Origin of the sequence: Pseudomonas sp. USTB-Z (assembly GCF_019691255.1) — a bacterium.
Taxonomy (GTDB): domain Bacteria; phylum Pseudomonadota; class Gammaproteobacteria; order Pseudomonadales; family Pseudomonadaceae; genus Aquipseudomonas; species Aquipseudomonas alloputida.
This window is the reverse complement of record NZ_JAECZP010000006.1, coordinates 1-15271: the sequence shown is the minus strand read 5'-3', so window position 1 is coordinate 15271 and position 15271 is coordinate 1. Positions and strand designations below refer to the sequence as shown.

17 protein-coding genes are annotated in these 15271 nt (G+C 62.7%); 10 read left to right on the top strand and 7 right to left on the bottom strand.

Going from position 1 to position 15271, the window contains the following annotated elements:
- Positions 1-20 precede the first annotated feature (20 nt).
- Positions 21-905: a LysR family transcriptional regulator gene (locus tag I8746_RS08880; protein WP_014860410.1), complete on the bottom strand. Its 885-nt coding sequence runs from the start codon at positions 903-905 to the stop codon at positions 21-23.
- A gap of 146 nt (positions 906-1051) precedes the next feature.
- Here I8746_RS08880 and I8746_RS08875 point away from each other — a divergent pair, with 146 nt between their 5' ends.
- Entirely contained in the window at positions 1052-2071 is a 1020-nt protein-coding gene (locus I8746_RS08875) for an alpha/beta hydrolase (RefSeq protein WP_014756183.1), read from the top strand.
- Positions 2072-2275: 204 nt separating this feature from the next.
- Here the strand turns inward: I8746_RS08875 and I8746_RS08870 are convergent, their stop codons facing one another.
- Positions 2276-2569 carry a DUF1330 domain-containing protein gene (locus I8746_RS08870; protein ID WP_003256229.1) on the bottom strand — a complete coding sequence of 98 codons (294 nt, stop codon included), beginning with the start codon at positions 2567-2569 and terminating at the stop codon, positions 2276-2278.
- A 78-nt stretch (positions 2570-2647) separates the two neighbouring features.
- Here I8746_RS08870 and ribBA point away from each other — a divergent pair, with 78 nt between their 5' ends.
- From ribBA to I8746_RS08840, 6 genes are all read left to right on the top strand, one after another.
- Positions 2648-3769 carry a bifunctional 3,4-dihydroxy-2-butanone-4-phosphate synthase/GTP cyclohydrolase II gene (ribBA, locus tag I8746_RS08865; RefSeq protein ID WP_019751007.1) on the top strand — a complete coding sequence of 374 codons (1122 nt, stop codon included), beginning with the start codon at positions 2648-2650 and terminating at the stop codon, positions 3767-3769.
- Between the two features lie 369 nt (positions 3770-4138).
- Positions 4139-5164: an ABC transporter substrate-binding protein gene (locus I8746_RS08860; RefSeq protein ID WP_019751006.1), complete on the top strand. Its 1026-nt coding sequence runs from the start codon at positions 4139-4141 to the stop codon at positions 5162-5164.
- Positions 5161-6078 carry an ABC transporter permease gene (locus tag I8746_RS08855; protein WP_004576592.1) on the top strand — a complete coding sequence of 306 codons (918 nt, stop codon included), beginning with the start codon at positions 5161-5163 and terminating at the stop codon, positions 6076-6078. Before I8746_RS08860 ends, I8746_RS08855 begins: the two co-directional genes overlap by 4 nt.
- 6 nt (positions 6079-6084) lie before the next feature.
- Positions 6085-6891, top strand: a complete 807-nt coding sequence (locus tag I8746_RS08850; RefSeq protein WP_003256236.1) for an ABC transporter permease — start codon at positions 6085-6087, stop codon at positions 6889-6891.
- Positions 6892-6908: 17 nt separating this feature from the next.
- On the top strand, positions 6909-8057 hold the full coding sequence (locus tag I8746_RS08845) for an ABC transporter ATP-binding protein (RefSeq protein WP_012051916.1): 1149 nt from the start codon (positions 6909-6911) through the stop codon (positions 8055-8057).
- A gap of 155 nt (positions 8058-8212) precedes the next feature.
- Positions 8213-9520: a substrate-binding domain-containing protein gene (locus I8746_RS08840; protein WP_014756182.1), complete on the top strand. Its 1308-nt coding sequence runs from the start codon at positions 8213-8215 to the stop codon at positions 9518-9520.
- Positions 9521-9654: 134 nt separating this feature from the next.
- Here I8746_RS08840 and gorA read toward each other — a convergent pair whose 3' ends face one another.
- The 5 genes from gorA to I8746_RS08815 form a co-directional block, all read right to left on the bottom strand.
- Entirely contained in the window at positions 9655-11010 is a 1356-nt protein-coding gene (gene gorA, locus I8746_RS08835) for a glutathione-disulfide reductase (protein WP_221100461.1), read from the bottom strand.
- Between the two features lie 97 nt (positions 11011-11107).
- On the bottom strand, positions 11108-11947 hold the full coding sequence (galU, locus tag I8746_RS08830; RefSeq protein ID WP_010954649.1) for a UTP--glucose-1-phosphate uridylyltransferase GalU: 840 nt from the start codon (positions 11945-11947) through the stop codon (positions 11108-11110).
- Between the two features lie 236 nt (positions 11948-12183).
- Complete coding sequence (locus I8746_RS08825) at positions 12184-13098, bottom strand: c-type cytochrome (protein WP_012051913.1); 915 nt, start codon at positions 13096-13098, stop codon at positions 12184-12186.
- Entirely contained in the window at positions 13095-13745 is a 651-nt protein-coding gene (locus tag I8746_RS08820; protein WP_012051912.1) for a cytochrome c, read from the bottom strand. Before I8746_RS08820 ends, I8746_RS08825 begins: the two co-directional genes overlap by 4 nt.
- 77 nt (positions 13746-13822) lie before the next feature.
- On the bottom strand, positions 13823-14182 hold the full coding sequence (locus I8746_RS08815; RefSeq protein ID WP_012051911.1) for a hypothetical protein: 360 nt from the start codon (positions 14180-14182) through the stop codon (positions 13823-13825).
- Between the two features lie 159 nt (positions 14183-14341).
- Here I8746_RS08815 and I8746_RS08810 point away from each other — a divergent pair, with 159 nt between their 5' ends.
- The 3 genes from I8746_RS08810 to I8746_RS08800 all read left to right on the top strand — a co-directional run.
- Positions 14342-14644 carry a DUF1883 domain-containing protein gene (locus I8746_RS08810; RefSeq protein WP_003250918.1) on the top strand — a complete coding sequence of 101 codons (303 nt, stop codon included), beginning with the start codon at positions 14342-14344 and terminating at the stop codon, positions 14642-14644.
- A 7-nt stretch (positions 14645-14651) separates the two neighbouring features.
- Positions 14652-14822, top strand: a complete 171-nt coding sequence (locus tag I8746_RS08805) for a hypothetical protein (protein ID WP_012051910.1) — start codon at positions 14652-14654, stop codon at positions 14820-14822.
- A gap of 51 nt (positions 14823-14873) precedes the next feature.
- On the top strand, positions 14874-15271 hold a 398-nt coding region (locus I8746_RS08800), incomplete at its 3' end, for a nitronate monooxygenase (protein WP_259674103.1).

Below are 15271 nucleotides of genomic sequence, written 5' to 3'. Positions count from 1 at the left end.
AGCATAGCCTGTACCGACCGTCAGAGCTGCGCCAGCCGCGCACGCAGGAAGCTGACAAAACCCTGCACCGGCCGCGCCACCTGCCGGTGCTGCGGATACACCGCCGAAAGCTGCAGCGCGGGCGGGCGCCACTCATCCAGAACCGTCACCAGTTGCCCCTCCGCCAACGCCTGCCCAACGATAAAGGTCGGCAGGTAAGTGACCCCCATCCCGGCAATCGCAGCCCCCCGCAGCAACTCGCCATTGTTCGCCCGCATGCGCCCGGTCACCTGAATTGCCTGGGTTTTGCCACCTTTGTGGAACTGCCACTGCACCTGCCGCGAATGCCCATAGGGCAGGCAGTCATGTGCGGCGAGCTCATCCGGTTTTCCCGGCGCTCCTCGTGCTTGCAAATACGCAGGGCTCGCACAGTAGACCCGCTCGACACTGGCGATACGCCGGGCAATCAGGCTGGAGTCCTCCAGTGCACCAATCCGCAGCGCCAGGTCATAGCCTTCACCAATCAGGTCCACGGCGCGGTCGCTCAGGTCTACTTCTACATCAACCTGGGGGTGCAACTGCAGAAACTCGGTCAGCAGGCAACCCAGGTGCGCCATGGCAAACGACAGCGGCGCGCTGAGGCGCAAGGTGCCGCGCAGGACCTGGGCCTGGCCGCTGATGTCGTGTTCGACCTGCTGCACTTCACCCAGCAGGCGCAGGGCCGACTGGTAGTAGTGCTGCCCCAGTGGCGTGGCATCGAGGCGCCGGGTGGAGCGGTTGAGCAGGCGCACGCCCAGGCGCTCTTCAAGTTGCATCAGACGCCGGCTGACCGATTGCTTGGACATGCCCAGACGGTCGGCGGCAGCGGTGAAACTACCGGCCTCCATCACCTGGGCAAAGATGCGCATGTCTTCGTAAGGGTTCATTGTCTCGCTCTTGCTGACAGTCAAACACTTTATAGCGGCTTTTTCCCACGAGTGCATCTGCCTAATCTACGCACAAGTCGCAGCGATGGCCCCTCAGGCCAGGCAAGACGCCCACTACCAACACTTGCACAGAAAAGGATTCGCTCATGAACATTGTCCACAAAGCCCTCACCGCCTCCCTCCTGGCCCTGTCCGTTTCCAGTGCCTTCGCCGCAGGCAGCCCTGGTGTCGAACAACACACCCAGGCCTTCCTCGAAGCCCTGGAGAAAGGGGGTGGCAAGCCGCTGGAACAGCTCACACCAAACGACGCCCGCGCGGTACTGACCGGCGCCCAGGCCTCGGTAAAGGTCGACCTCTCGGGGATCGAAGTGAAGGAACGCACGATTCAGGCCAATGGCCAGTCGATCAAGCTGCAAGTGGTACGCCCGACTAACGTCAAAGGTGATCTGCCGGTGTTCATGTTCTTCCACGGCGGCGGCTGGGTGCTGGGCGACTTCCCGACCCACCAACGACTGATCCGCGACCTGGTGGTCGGCTCGGGTGCAGTGGCGGTCTATGTGGACTACACCCCGTCACCGGAAGCGCACTACCCGACGGCGATCAACCAGGCGTACGCCGCGACTCGCTGGGTGGCCGAGCATGGCAAGGAGATCGGCGTGGATGGCAAGCGCCTGGCTGTGGCCGGCAACAGCGTTGGCGGTAACATGGCGGCGGTGGTTGCACTCAAGGCCAAAGAGGCCGGCACCCCTGCCCTGCGCTTCCAGTTGCTGCTGTGGCCGGTGACCGACGCCAGCTTCGAGACAGCGTCGTACAAGCAGTTTGCCGAAGGACACTTCCTGACCACCGGGATGATGAAGTGGTTCTGGAACAACTACACCGTTGATGCAAAGGCGCGGGCGCAGATCTACGCCTCGCCGCTGCGGGCGTCCGCCGAACAGCTGAAGGGCTTGCCACCGGCCCTGGTGCAAACGGCTGAGTTCGATGTGCTTCGGGATGAAGGTGAGGCGTATGCCCGCAAGTTGAATGCGGCGGGCGTGACAGTAACCTCGGTGCGCTACAACGGTATGATTCATGACTATGGGCTGCTCAACCCGTTGAGCCAAGTGCCGGCAGTAAAGGCGGCGCTGCGGCAGGCGGGCAACGAACTTAAAGTGCATCTGCAGTGAGGCAATGAGCAATAGACCCGCCTGGGCGGGTCTTTTGCTTCTATTTGCGGAAACGGCCCGCAGGCTTCAATGAATCTGCCATCGGTGCGGCAGGTCCGGCCCTTTCGCGGGTAAACCCGCTCCTACACAGGCCACCACAAACGTCAAATTCTGTGGTGGCCTGTGTAGGAGCGGGTTACCCGCGAAAGGGCCGGCAAATCCTGCTCAGGGCTCAAACCCTTCCACAATGATCACCTCAGCCTTCGCCACCCCTTGGCGATGACTGCATGCCTCTTGGTACAGCGCGGAGCGGTAACAGGCGACGGCCTGCGCGTACGAATCGAACTCGATCACCACACTACGCTGAGGCGTAGCTCTCCCTTCCATCGCCTCGCTACGCCCGCCACGGGCCAGGAAGCGCCCGCCGAATGCCTTGAAGGCAGCCGGGGCGCGCTGGGTGTATTGCTGGTACTGCTCGGGGTCGGTCACATCCACATGGGCGATCCAGTAGGCCTTCATGTGCAGCTCTCCTGTTACGGCGATATTTGTGTATGATGGTATACCATAAAATTCACCCCACCACAGTGAGCGTGCACCATGGCTTTCAACACCATCGAGGAACTTCTCGAGGACTACCGGCAAGGCAAGATGGTCCTGCTGGTGGATGACGAGGACCGGGAAAACGAAGGCGACCTGTTGATCGCCGCCGAGCGCTGCGACGCCCAGGCCATCAACTTCATGGCCCGCGAGGCACGCGGCCTGATCTGCCTGACCTTGACCGACGATCACTGCCAGCGCCTGGGCCTGGAGCAGATGGTTCCGGCCAACGGTAGCGTGTTCAGCACCGCGTTCACCGTGTCGATCGAGGCGGCCACCGGGGTCACCACCGGCATTTCCGCCGCAGACCGGGCACGCACCGTGGCAGCGGCCATGGCCCCCAACGCCCGCCCCGAAGACCTGGTGCAACCTGGCCACATTTTCCCCCTGCGGGCACGCGAAGGCGGCGTGCTGACCCGTGCCGGCCACACCGAAGCCGGCTGCGACCTGGCACGCCTGGCCGGCTTCAGCCCGGCCTCGGTCATCGTTGAAGTGCTAAACGACGACGGCACCATGGCCCGTCGCCCCGACCTGGAAGTGTTCGCCGCCCGGCATGGCATCAAGATTGGTACCATCGCCGACCTGATCCACTACCGCCTGAGCACCGAGCAGACCATCAAGCGCATCGGCGAGCGCGAGCTACCGACCGTGCATGGCACCTTCCGGCTGGTCACGTATGAAGACCGCATCGAAGGTGGCGTGCACATGGCCATGGTCATGGGCGACATTCGCCGCGAACAGCCGACCCTGGTGCGGGTGCATGTGATTGACCCGCTGCGCGACCTGGTGGGTGCCGAGTACGCCGGCCCCGCCAACTGGACGCTGTGGGCGGCGCTGCAGAAGGTGGCTGAGGAAGGTACTGGCGTGGTGGTGATCCTGGCCAACCACGAATCCTCCCAGGCCTTGCTTGAGCGTGTGCCACAACTGACCCACCCTGTGCGGCCCTATCAACGTGGCCAGTCCAAGGTGTATTCCGAAGTGGGTACCGGGGCGCAAATTCTGCAGGACCTTGGCGTGGGCAAGCTGCGTCACCTGGGGCCACCGCTGAAATACGCGGGGCTGGCGGGGTATGAGCTGGAAGTGGTGCAGAGCATCCCGTTCGAGCCCGGGATTGCAGGTTGATATACGGTCCCTGTGGAAACGGGCAAGCCCACGAAGCAGACACCGCGGGGCATGGCACGGGCTTCGCCCGTGTTCGCGGGCCCGCCCGCTCCCACAGAGACCGCGCAAGCTTTTAGACCCTGTTCAAATCAATTTCCCCGATCAGCAACGGGCCCGTGCCTGAAGGCAGAGTGATGGCCGGTCGCCCCATACCTCTTGCCAAAATCTTGGAATACCATAATATGATATCCCGTAGACCTTGAGTCTTCAGGCCGGCACCTACAATTAAAAACGGCCATCAGAACACTTTGTTTTAGCTGCTCCCCGAACATTATTGGCGGGCGCACCAAAAACCCCGCCTCGAATAACAAAAGCAACGAGGGCGTAACCATGCTGTTAAGCAAACGTGTAACCGCAGTGCTGTCCGCCAGCCTGCTGACCCTGGCATGTCAGGCCGCCCAGGCCGCCGACAGCCTCAACTTCGTCAGCTGGGGCGGTACGACCCAGGACGCCCAGAAAGAAGCGTGGGCAGTACCGTTCACCAAAGCCACGAACATCAAGGTCGTGCAGGACGGTCCCACCGACTACGGCAAGCTCAAGGCCATGGTCGAGAGCGGTAACGTGCAGTGGGACGTGGTCGACGTCGAAGCCGACTTTGCCCTGCGTGCCGCCAGCGAAGGCCTGCTCGAACCCCTGGACTTCAACCAGATCAAGCGCGACAAGATCGACCCACGCTTCGTCTCTGATCATGGCGTCGGCTCATTCTTCTTCTCCTTCGTGCTCGGCTACAACGAAGGCAAGCTCGGGGCCAACAAGCCGGTGGACTGGGCCGCGCTGTTCGACACCAAGGCCTACCCCGGCAAGCGAGCCCTGTACAAATGGCCCAGCCCCGGCGTGCTGGAACTGGCCCTGCTGGCCGACGGCGTAGCCCCTGACAAGCTGTACCCGCTGGACCTGGACCGCGCCTTCAAGAAGCTCGACACCATCAAGAAAGACATCGTCTGGTGGGGCGGTGGCGCCCAGTCACAGCAGTTGCTGGCCTCGGGTGAAGCCTCGCTCGGCCAGTTCTGGAATGGCCGTGTCTACGCCCTGCAGCAAGACGGTGCACCGGTGGGTGTGAGCTGGAAGCAGAACCTGGTCATGGCCGACTTCCTGGTCATCCCCAAAGGCGCCAAGAACAAGGAAGCGGCCATGAAATTCCTGGCCAACGCCAGCAGCGCCGAAGGCCAGGCCGAATTCGCCAACAAAACCGCCTATGCGCCGGTCAACGTCGACAGCGTGGCCAAGCTGGACAAGGACCTCGCGCCAAACTTGCCAACTGCCTACGCCCAGGACCAGGTCACCCTCGACTTCGCCTACTGGGCCAAGAACGGTCAAGCTATCGCGGCCCGCTGGAATGAGTGGTTGGTCAAATGAAAGTCGCCATCAACGCCCTGCAAAACGCGCAAGGTGCCCCCACGGGCGCCGGCGCCCCGGGCACCGCACCGCGCCGTGCCAGCCTGAGCCAGCGCTGGAAAGGCAGCCGCAACCTGCTGCCCGCCCTGCTGTTCCTTGGCCTGTTCTTCTTCGCCCCGCTGGTCGGCCTGTTGCTGCGCGGGGTGCTGGAGCCAACGCCAGGGCTGGGTAACTACGAGCAGCTGTTCGCCAACTCGGCCTATGCACGGGTGCTGTTCAACACCTTCTCGGTGGCCGGCGTGGTTACCCTGATCAGCGTGCTGCTGGGCTTCCCGCTGGCCTGGGCAATCACCCTGGTGCCCAAGGGCTGGGGCCGCTGGCTGCTGAACATCGTGCTGCTGTCGATGTGGACCAGTCTGCTGGCGCGCACCTACTCGTGGCTGGTGCTGCTGCAGAGCTCGGGGGTGATCAACAAGGCGTTGATGGCCATGGGCATCATCGATGCCCCGCTGGAAATGGTGCACAACCTCACCGGCGTGGTAATCGGCATGAGCTACATCATGATCCCGTTCATCGTGCTGCCACTGCAGGCGACCATGCACGCCATCGACCCGATGGTGCTGCAGGCCGGTTCGATCTGTGGTGCCAGCCCGTGGACCAACTTCTGGAAGGTGTTCCTGCCGCTGTGCCGCTCGGGGCTGTTCTCCGGGGCGCTGATGGTGTTCGTGATGTCGCTCGGTTACTACGTCACCCCGGCGCTGCTGGGGGGCGCGCAGAACATGATGCTGCCTGAATTCATCATCCAGCAGGTGCAGTCGTTCCTCAACTGGGGCCTGGCCAGCGCCGCTGCCGCACTGCTGGTGGCGATCACCCTGGTGCTCTTCTACCTGTACCTGAAGCTGCAGCCGGAATCCCCGGTTGGCAACGCGAGGTAAACCGCCATGCTCCTGTCTCCCAATGCCATGGGCCGCCCGCTGCGTACGGGCCTGTACCTGACCACCGGGGTCATCGCGGCCTTCCTGCTGCTGCCGGTGGTCTTCATTGTGTTGCTGTCATTCGGCTCGTCACAGTGGCTGGTGTTCCCGCCACCGGGCTGGACCTTCAAGTGGTACGGCCAGTTCTTCTCCAACCCGGAGTGGATGGACGCCGCACTGGCCAGCCTGAAGGTGGCCGTGCTGACCACCATCGCCGCCGTGTTGCTGGGCCTGCCCAGCGCATTCGCCCTGGTGCGTGGCCGCTTCCCGGGCCGCGAGCTGCTGTACGGGCTGTTTACCATGCCGATGATCGTGCCACTGGTGATCATTGCCGTGGCGGTATACGCACTGTTCCTCAAGCTAGGTTACACCGGCACGCTGTTCGCCTTCGTGGTCAGCCACGTGATCGTCGCCCTGCCGTTCACGATCATCTCGATCATCAACTCGCTGAAGCTGTTCGACCAGTCGATCGAAGATGCTGCGGTGATCTGCGGTGCATCACGCCTGCAGGCCATTTTCAAGGTCACGTTCCCGGCCATCCGCCCCGGCATGATCGCCGGTGGCCTGTTCGCTTTCCTGGTGTCCTGGGATGAGGTGGTGCTGAGCGTGATGATGGCCAGCCCCGACCTGCAGACCCTGCCAGTGAAGATGTGGACCACCTTGCGCCAGGACCTCAGCCCGGTCATCGCCGTGGCTTCGACCTTGCTGATCGGCCTGTCGTTGCTGGTCATGTTCATTGCCGCCGCCTTGCGCCGGCGCACCGAAAACGCCTGAGCGCGGAGAAAACAACAATGAGTGCAGTGATCAAAGACAACGCGCACGGCAAAACCCTGGTCAGCCTGCGCGGCCTGAACAAGCACTACGGCGACTTCACCGCCGTGGACAACCTCAACCTGGAGATCCAGGACGGCGAGTTCCTGACCTTCCTCGGTTCCAGCGGCTCGGGCAAGTCCACCACCCTGTCGATGCTGGCCGGCTTCGAAACACCCAGCAGCGGCGAGATCCTGGTCGACGGCCAGTCGTTGGTCAATGTGCCGCCGCACAAGCGCGATATCGGCATGGTGTTCCAGCGCTATTCGCTGTTCCCGCACCTGAATGTGCGTGACAACATCGCCTTCCCACTGGCCATTCGCAAACTCGGCGCTGCCGAAACCGCCAAGCGCGTCGACGCCATGCTCAAGCTGGTGCAACTGGAGCCGTTCGCGCACCGCAAACCCTCGCAAATGTCGGGCGGCCAGCAGCAGCGCGTGGCGATTGCCCGGGCGCTGGTGTACGAGCCGCGCATCCTGCTGATGGACGAGCCGCTCGGCGCGCTGGACAAGAAGCTGCGTGAAGACCTGCAGGACGAACTGCGCCAGCTGCACCGCCGCCTGGGCATTACCATTGTCTACGTGACCCACGACCAGGAAGAGGCCATGCGCCTGTCGCAGCGCATCGCCATCTTCAGCCACGGCAAGATCGTCGGCCTGGGCACCGGGTACGACTTGTACCAGAATCCGCCGAATGCCTTTGTTGCGTCGTTCCTGGGCAACTCCAACTTCCTGCGGATCAAGGCCAGCAGCAATGGCGCAGGCAGCTTCGAGGGCCAACCAGTGGCCATCCGCCTCACCCCAGGCCTGGCCGCCGAGCAGGATGCGCTGATCATGGTGCGTCCGGAAAAAGCCCTGGCCCTGACCGCCGAACAAGCGGCGCGCGAGCCATTGCCGGCGGGCTGGAACGAGGTCAGTGCCAAGGTGGGCGAAGTGCTGTTCCTGGGTGAAAGCCAGACCTGTCATGTGGTGACTGCAGGGGGTACCGAGCTGACGGTGAAGGCCCTGTCGGCCGCGGGCATGCCGATGCAGCCGGGCGACAGCGTGAAGGTGCGTTGGGCAGTGGCCGACGCTTGCATTTATACCGAATGGGCCGAGAGCGACCTGAGCAAGTCGGCCGGGGCACATTAACCTCTTCAGCGTTGCAGCGCCTGCCAGATCGAGCGTCGCCCGCGCGGCGCACGATCGGGCAGGCGCTGCACGCTTGAAGGTGTACGCTCCCGTCACATTATCATCACGCCACTGTCGTAATCTGCCGGCCAACACTGTGCCATAGGCCACCCGGCATGCTCCGCCTGCTTGTCTTGCTGCTCACCTTGCTTCCACTAGCGACCTTGCCTGAGCCCCTGCACCTGCGTGTCCAAGGCTCCAACACCATCGGCGCGGCCTTGATGCCGGCGCTGGTGCAGGGGCAATTGCGCGCGCAGCAGGCCACCGCCATCGCACAACAGCCAGGCAAGGTCGCCAACGAGCGGGTGATTACCGCCCGCGACGTGCATGGTCAGCCCTTGCGCATCGACATTGCCGCCCACGGCTCAAGCACCGGCTTTGTCGCGCTGGGCCGTGGCGAGGCTGACCTGGCCGCCGCCTCGCGGCCGATCAACGACAGTGAAGTGCGCCAGTTGCAGGCGCTGGGCGACCTGCGCGCAGCCGGCGCAGAACAAGTGATCGGCCTCGACGGCGTCGCGGTCATCGTCCACCCCGACAACCCAATACCCCAACTGAACACCCGGCAACTGGCGGAAATTTTCTCTGGACAGATCCAGCGCTGGGAACAACTGGGCATACCTGGCGGGGCCATTCACCTGTATGCCCGAGACGACCGTTCCGGCACTTTCGAGACCTTCAAGGCACTGGTGCTGGAACCTCAGCACGCCGAAATTTCGGTCAAGGCCAGGCGCTTCGAGTCCAGCGACGAACTGGCGGTACACGTGGGTACCGACCGCCAGGCCATCGGTTTCAGCAGCCTGGCCGCCGTACACGGGGCCAAGGTGCTGGCGGTGGCCGAGGGCGACGCACCGGCCATGCTGCCGGAGCGCGCACGGGTGGCCAGTGAGGACTACCCGCTCTCGCGGCGCCTGTATTTTTACTTGCCAGCCAACCCCAAGCCCCAGGCCAAGGCCCTGGCCGATTTCGCTCAGAGCCCGGCCGGCCAGGCGATCATCGCCCAGCAGGGTTTCGTTTCGCAGCAGATCAAGGCCCTGTCTGTCGCCCCCCAAAGCGACATGCCACCGCGCTATCGCATCCTGGCCCTGCAGGCGCAGCGGCTGAGTGTGAACTTCCGCTTCCAGGAAGGAAGCGCGAGGCTGGACAACAAGGCCTTGCGCGATGTGCAGCGGGTGGCAGATTACCTGCGCCAGGCCGGGAAGCTGCAGGGCAAGGCAGTGCTGGTGGGGTTCGGCGACCCCAAGGAAACGCCCGGGCGCGCAGCCCTGCTCTCCCGCCTGCGTGCGCAAGCGGTGCGCCGCGAACTGGCGCGCGGTGGCGTGGAGGTGCTGCAGGTGACCGGGATGGGCGATGAATTGCCAGTGGCCGGCAATGAACAGGAGCAAGGCCGGCTGCGCAACCGGCGGGTCGAGGTGTGGGTGTATTGATCCGGCCTTGTACCCCCCCCTGAAGCAGCCTTGTGCTGCAACGAGGCCCGAATGACAGAAACATTCCGGTGTCAGCAAGGACCTCGTAGCAGCACAAGGCTGCGTCTACAGGCTGTACAGCAGGCTCCGCGTCATCAGCGAGTGACGGTGCGCATGGTCACGAACTCTTCGGCCGCCGTCGGGTGCACGCCGATGGTTTCGTCGAACTGCTGCTTGGTGGCACCGGCTTTAAGCGCAATGCCCAGGCCCTGAATGATTTCGCCAGCGTCAGGACCGACCATGTGGCAACCCAGCACCTTGTCGGTCTCGGCATCGACCACCAACTTCATCAGGGTCTTTTCCTGAATGTCGGTCAGGGTCAGCTTCATGGCCCGGAAGCGGCTTTCGAATACCTGCACCTTGTGCCCGGCCTCCAGCGCCTGCTCTTCGGTCAAGCCTACGGTACCGATGGGTGGCTGGCTGAACACCGCGGTGGGGATGTTCTGATAATCCACCGGGCGGTACTGCTCGGGTTTGAACAGGCGCCGCGCCACGGCCATGCCTTCAGCCAAGGCCACTGGGGTCAACTGCACGCGGCCGATCACATCGCCAATGGCGAGAATCGAGGGCGCGGTGGTCTGGTACTGCTCGTCAACCCGGATGTAGCCGCGCGCATCCAGCTCGACGCCGGTGTTCTCCAGGCCCAGATTGTCCAGCATCGGGCGCCGGCCGGTGGCATAGAACACACAGTCGGCGACCAGCTCGCGGCCGTCCTTGAGCGTGGCTTTGAGGCGACCATCTTCAAGCTTGTCGATGCGCTGGATGTCGGCGTTGAACTGCAGGTCGAGGCCGCGTTTTTCCAGCTCTTCCTTCAGGTGGGTGCGCACCGAGCCGTCGAAGCCGCGCAGGAACAGGTCGCCACGGTACAGCAGTGTGGTGTCGGCCCCAAGGCCCTGGAAGATGCCGGCGAATTCGACGGCGATATAACCCCCACCCACCACCAGCACGCGGCGCGGCAAGTCCTTGAGGTAGAAGGCTTCGTTGGAGGTGATGGCCAGTTCCTTGCCGGGAATGTCCGGTACCTGCGGCCAGCCACCGGTAGCGATGAGGATATGCTCGGCGGTGTAGCGCTGACCGTCCACTTCCACTTCGTTGGCACCCGTCAGCCGCGCGTGGCCCTGCAACAGGGTCACCCCGCTGTTGACCAGCAGGTTACGGTAGATGCCGTTAAGGCGCTCGATTTCCCGATTCTTGTTGGCAATCAGGGTGCCCCAGTCGAAATGCCCCTCTTCCAACGTCCAGCCGAAACCCGCGGCTTGCTCCAGTTCGTCGGCAACGTGCGCGCCGTATACCAGCAGTTTTTTCGGCACACAACCGACGTTGACGCAGGTCCCCCCCAGGTAGCGGCTTTCAGCCACTGCCACTCTTGCACCAAAACCGGCAGCAAAACGCGCTGCGCGCACACCACCGGACCCGGCGCCAATCACGAACAGATCAAAATTGAAGGCCATGTATTCACTCTCCCAGGCAGGCGTCCAGCATACCGCCGTTGGCCGCCGCAAACAAAAAAGCCACCCCGAAGGATGGCTTTGAGGCCAGCAGGGCTTATCAGTAAGCCTTGCCAGTCTTGTAGTAGTTCTCGAAGCAGAAGTTGGTCGCGTCGATGTAGCCTTCGGCGCCACCGCAGTCGAAACGCTTGCCCTTGAACTTGTAGGCAATCACGCAGCCATCCTTCGCCTGCTGCAACAGGGCATCAGTGATCTGGATTTCACCGCCTTTGCCTGGCTTGGTATTGGCGATGATGTCGAAGATATCCGGGGTCAGGATGTAACGGCCAATGATCGCCAGGTTCGAAGGCGCGTCTTCCGGGGCCGGTTTTTCGACCATGTTGGTCACACGGAAGATGTCGTCGCGGATCATCTCACCGGCGATCACACCATACTTGTTGGTTTCCTGCGGGTCGACTTCCTGGATGGCGACGATCGAGCAGCGGTACTGTTTGTACAGCTTGACCATCTGAGTCAGCACGCCGTCACCTTCCGGGTTAACGCACAGGTCGTCCGCCAGCACCACCGCGAACGGCTCGTCGCCGATCAGTGGGCGGCCAGTGAGAATGGCGTGGCCGAGGCCCTTCATTTCGGTCTGGCGCGTGTACGAGAACGAGCACTCGTTGAGCAGACGACGAATACCGACCAGGTATTTTTCCTTGTCGGTGCCCTTGATCTGGTTTTCCAGCTCGTAGCTGATGTCGAAGTGGTCTTCCAGGGCGCGCTTGCCGCGCCCGGTAACGATGGAGATCTCGTTCAGACCCGCATCCAATGCTTCTTCAACGCCATACTGGATCAGTGGCTTGTTGACCACCGGCAGCATTTCCTTGGGCATGGCTTTGGTAGCAGGCAAGAAGCGTGTGCCGTAGCCGGCTGCCGGGAACAAGCATTTTTTGATCATATACGTCCTTACAAAAGGCTAGGCCTGTGGAATTCGGCGCAGTCTAATCAGGCGGCAGTCACCTTACAATGCCCCCGATAACGACCGTTGCCATCATAGAGATATCCCAGTGTAGATAGTTCCGGGGGATCGTAAATATTGCTGTCATACATGACCGTTGGATGACAGGGAAATCAGCGTGCCGGTGGCGGCCTCTTCTACGGGCTCACCCGCGAAGAGACCGCCACTGGCTGACCTCAGCTACCCGTTCCTTGTCCGATCAGCACCCCATCAACCTGCTGACCATACAGGTTCACCCCATCATTGGCATGAAATTTCACCCGCGTTTTCTCGATGGATCCCTCTACCAAACGCGGGTCCTGTGGCCGCTCGTGGCGGTTGATCCACGCCGCCACATCCCAGGCCTGTTGATCGCTGAGGCTGCCCGGCTTGCCCAGCGGCATGTTGTACTTGATGAACGACGCAGCGGTATTGATGCGGTGCATGCCAGCCCCCCAGTTGTAGGAGTCCTTGCCCCAAAGCGGAGGCATTACGTACTCGCCGGCGACCTTTTGCCCTTCACCGTTATCGCCATGGCAAATCGCGCATTGTTCACGGTAAACCTGCTGGCCGCGCTTGAAGTCATAACCACCCTTGGGTTGTGCCACCTCCGGATAACCACGTCCGGCAATCTCCACGCCGGTCGGCGCCTTGGTCGACAGCCAGTATGAATACACCGCCAGGGCCGTCATCTGCGGGCTGTCAGCGGCCGGCGGCTTGCCGTTCATGCTGAACTGAAAACACCCTTGGATACGCTCGGCGAAGGTGTTGACCTTGTCATTTTTCTTGCGATAGGCCGGATACATCGGGTAGGCACCCCACAGCGGCGCCGAATGCGCCAACCGCCCCTGATCGAGGTGGCAGTTACTGCAATTCATGCCGTTGCCCACCGCCTCGGGCATCAATCGGCGGGTGTCGACGAACAAGGCATGGCCTTCACGCACCATCTTGCCAAAGGCATTATCGGGCAACTCACGCTCAGCGGGCGGCACGAACTGCGGTGCAGCCTGCACACCGGGCACCTTCAACTGCGACTGGTCTTCCATGGCGATCGGTGTGGCCTGGGCGCTGCCCACGGCCAGCAGCAACAAGACGGGAATCAGGGTTTTCATGGCGTGACCTCCTGGCGGACGGGGCGGGCAAAGAACTCGGCAACAGCCTTGATCTCCTCATCGGTCATGGCCTTGGCCACGCCGACCATCAGCTGGTTGGGGTCATTGCTGCGGCTGCCGTCGCGCCAGGCATTGAGCTGTGCCACCAGGTAACTGGCGGGCTGGCCGGCCAAGGGCGGGAAGTGTTCGCCCACCCCGCCGCCACCCGGCCCGTGGCATTGCACGCAACCTGGAATCTGCCGGCTCCAGTCGCCGTACAGGGCCATGCGGGTGGTTGGGTCATCGGCAATCTGCTGGCGGTGCAGGTCGCCAGCGGGCGCTGCTGGCAGGCTGGCCAGGTAAGTACTGACGGCCTTGATTTCGTCGTCGCTCAGGGCCTTGGCCAAAGGTTCCATCACCGGCTGCTTGCGGCTGCCGTTGCGCCAGTCCTGCAACTGCTTGGCAAGGTAACCGGCCGGTAGCCCGGCCAAACGTGGAAAGCCGGCAGCCGCAATGCCCTTGCCGTCCGGGCCGTGGCAACCCAGGCAGGCCATGGCGGCGGGGTTGGCCCCACCCTGGGTGAAGACCTTCTGACCGTCAGCGGCATGTGCCGCGGGCCAGGCCAGGATCAGCAAGCTGCCGATCATCAAGCGTCTCAACGGTGTCATCACGAATCTCCTTTTCTTTTGTTATATGTTTAGGCTTAAAACATATAAGCAGAGAAAGGAGGAGCCGTTGCTTCAGATCAACTTCCGGAGATGCACTGCGTTGCCGCAGTGCGCACATCCCCAAGGCGCAGCGGGAAGTTATTCAGCCGCTCGTGCAGTTTGATGCTGCTGCCGCTGCCCCGCTTGTCGATATCCACCAGCGCCGCCGGGCCAGCACCTGAGGTGACTTTCTGCGGTACGATCAGCCGCAGGCCGTCGCCACGCTGCTCTTCGGTCAGCGGGTCACGCGTATCGGCAAGCTTCTCCTTTACGCAATCGGCATAGGCGCGCGGGCTCTTGCCAGAGATCACATCCATCGTTTCACGCGATTGCTCCAGCTCCGCGACGCTCACACAGCCACCGAGCGTCACCGACAACGCCGCCACCATCCACTTCATTTGCTGCACCTCTGCCTTCAAGAATTCGCTTCGACCACATCCAGGCGGTTTTGCTCCCTGCTTTGGCAGAATTATCTACGCCCGGCGATCAACGCGGCAGTGTAACGGCACATCGTGGTATCTTTTGCTTTTGCAGATCCAAACCTTGCGGAGCATCACATGAAATTCGTACACCAGCGCGAGCACCTCAACGAGGACGATATCGTCGTCATCGAGTGCTCCCAGCGCTGCAATATCCGCCTGATGAACGACGCCAACTTCCGCAGCTTCAAGAACGGCGGCCGTCATACTTACCACGGCGGCCATTTCGAGAAGTTTCCGGCGAAGATCACCGTACCCAGCACCGGCTTCTGGAACATCACCATCGATACTGTCACCACTCGCCCGATCTCGGTCACCCGCAAGCCAACGCTGACCCACAAGATCAAGATCATCCGCCGCTCGTCGTCGAAACTCAGATAAGGCCACCATGACCCAGACCATCAAGTACGTCATCAAATACAAGCTCGACGGCCAGCGTCGCTGGGATTTCGCGCTGATGCCCGATGCCTCGCAAGAGCAGGCCCTCGAGGCCCTGCGCAAGATCCATGGCGAGGACGCCGAGAAAATCAGCGACATCCAGGTCAGCAAGGCCCTCTAAGACTTGCCGCAAGCCCCCGCCGCATCGCTCGCCCCACGCAAGGAGAATCGCATGAGCCATTGGCCCGACCGCCGTATCCTCGATCTGCTGGGCATCGAGCTGCCCATTCTGCAGGCACCCATGGCGGGGGCGACCGGCTCGGCCATGGCCATCGCCGTGGGCCTGGCAGGTGGCTTGGGCGCCCTGCCCTGCGCCATGCTCAGCGGCGAACAGGTGCGCGCCGAGATCGCTGCATTCCGCGCCGGCTGCCCGGGGCGCCCGCTGAACCTGAACTTCTTCTGCCACCAGCCGCCAGCGCCCGATGCCGAGCGCGATGCGCGCTGGAAGCAGGCACTTGAGCCTTATTACAGCGAAGTGGGGGGCGACGTCGCGGGGCCCCCCCCGGGGGGCAACCCTGCGGCGTTGGTCGAGGAGTGCTGGCGGGTGGGGGGAGGGGTGGGGCCGGGGGG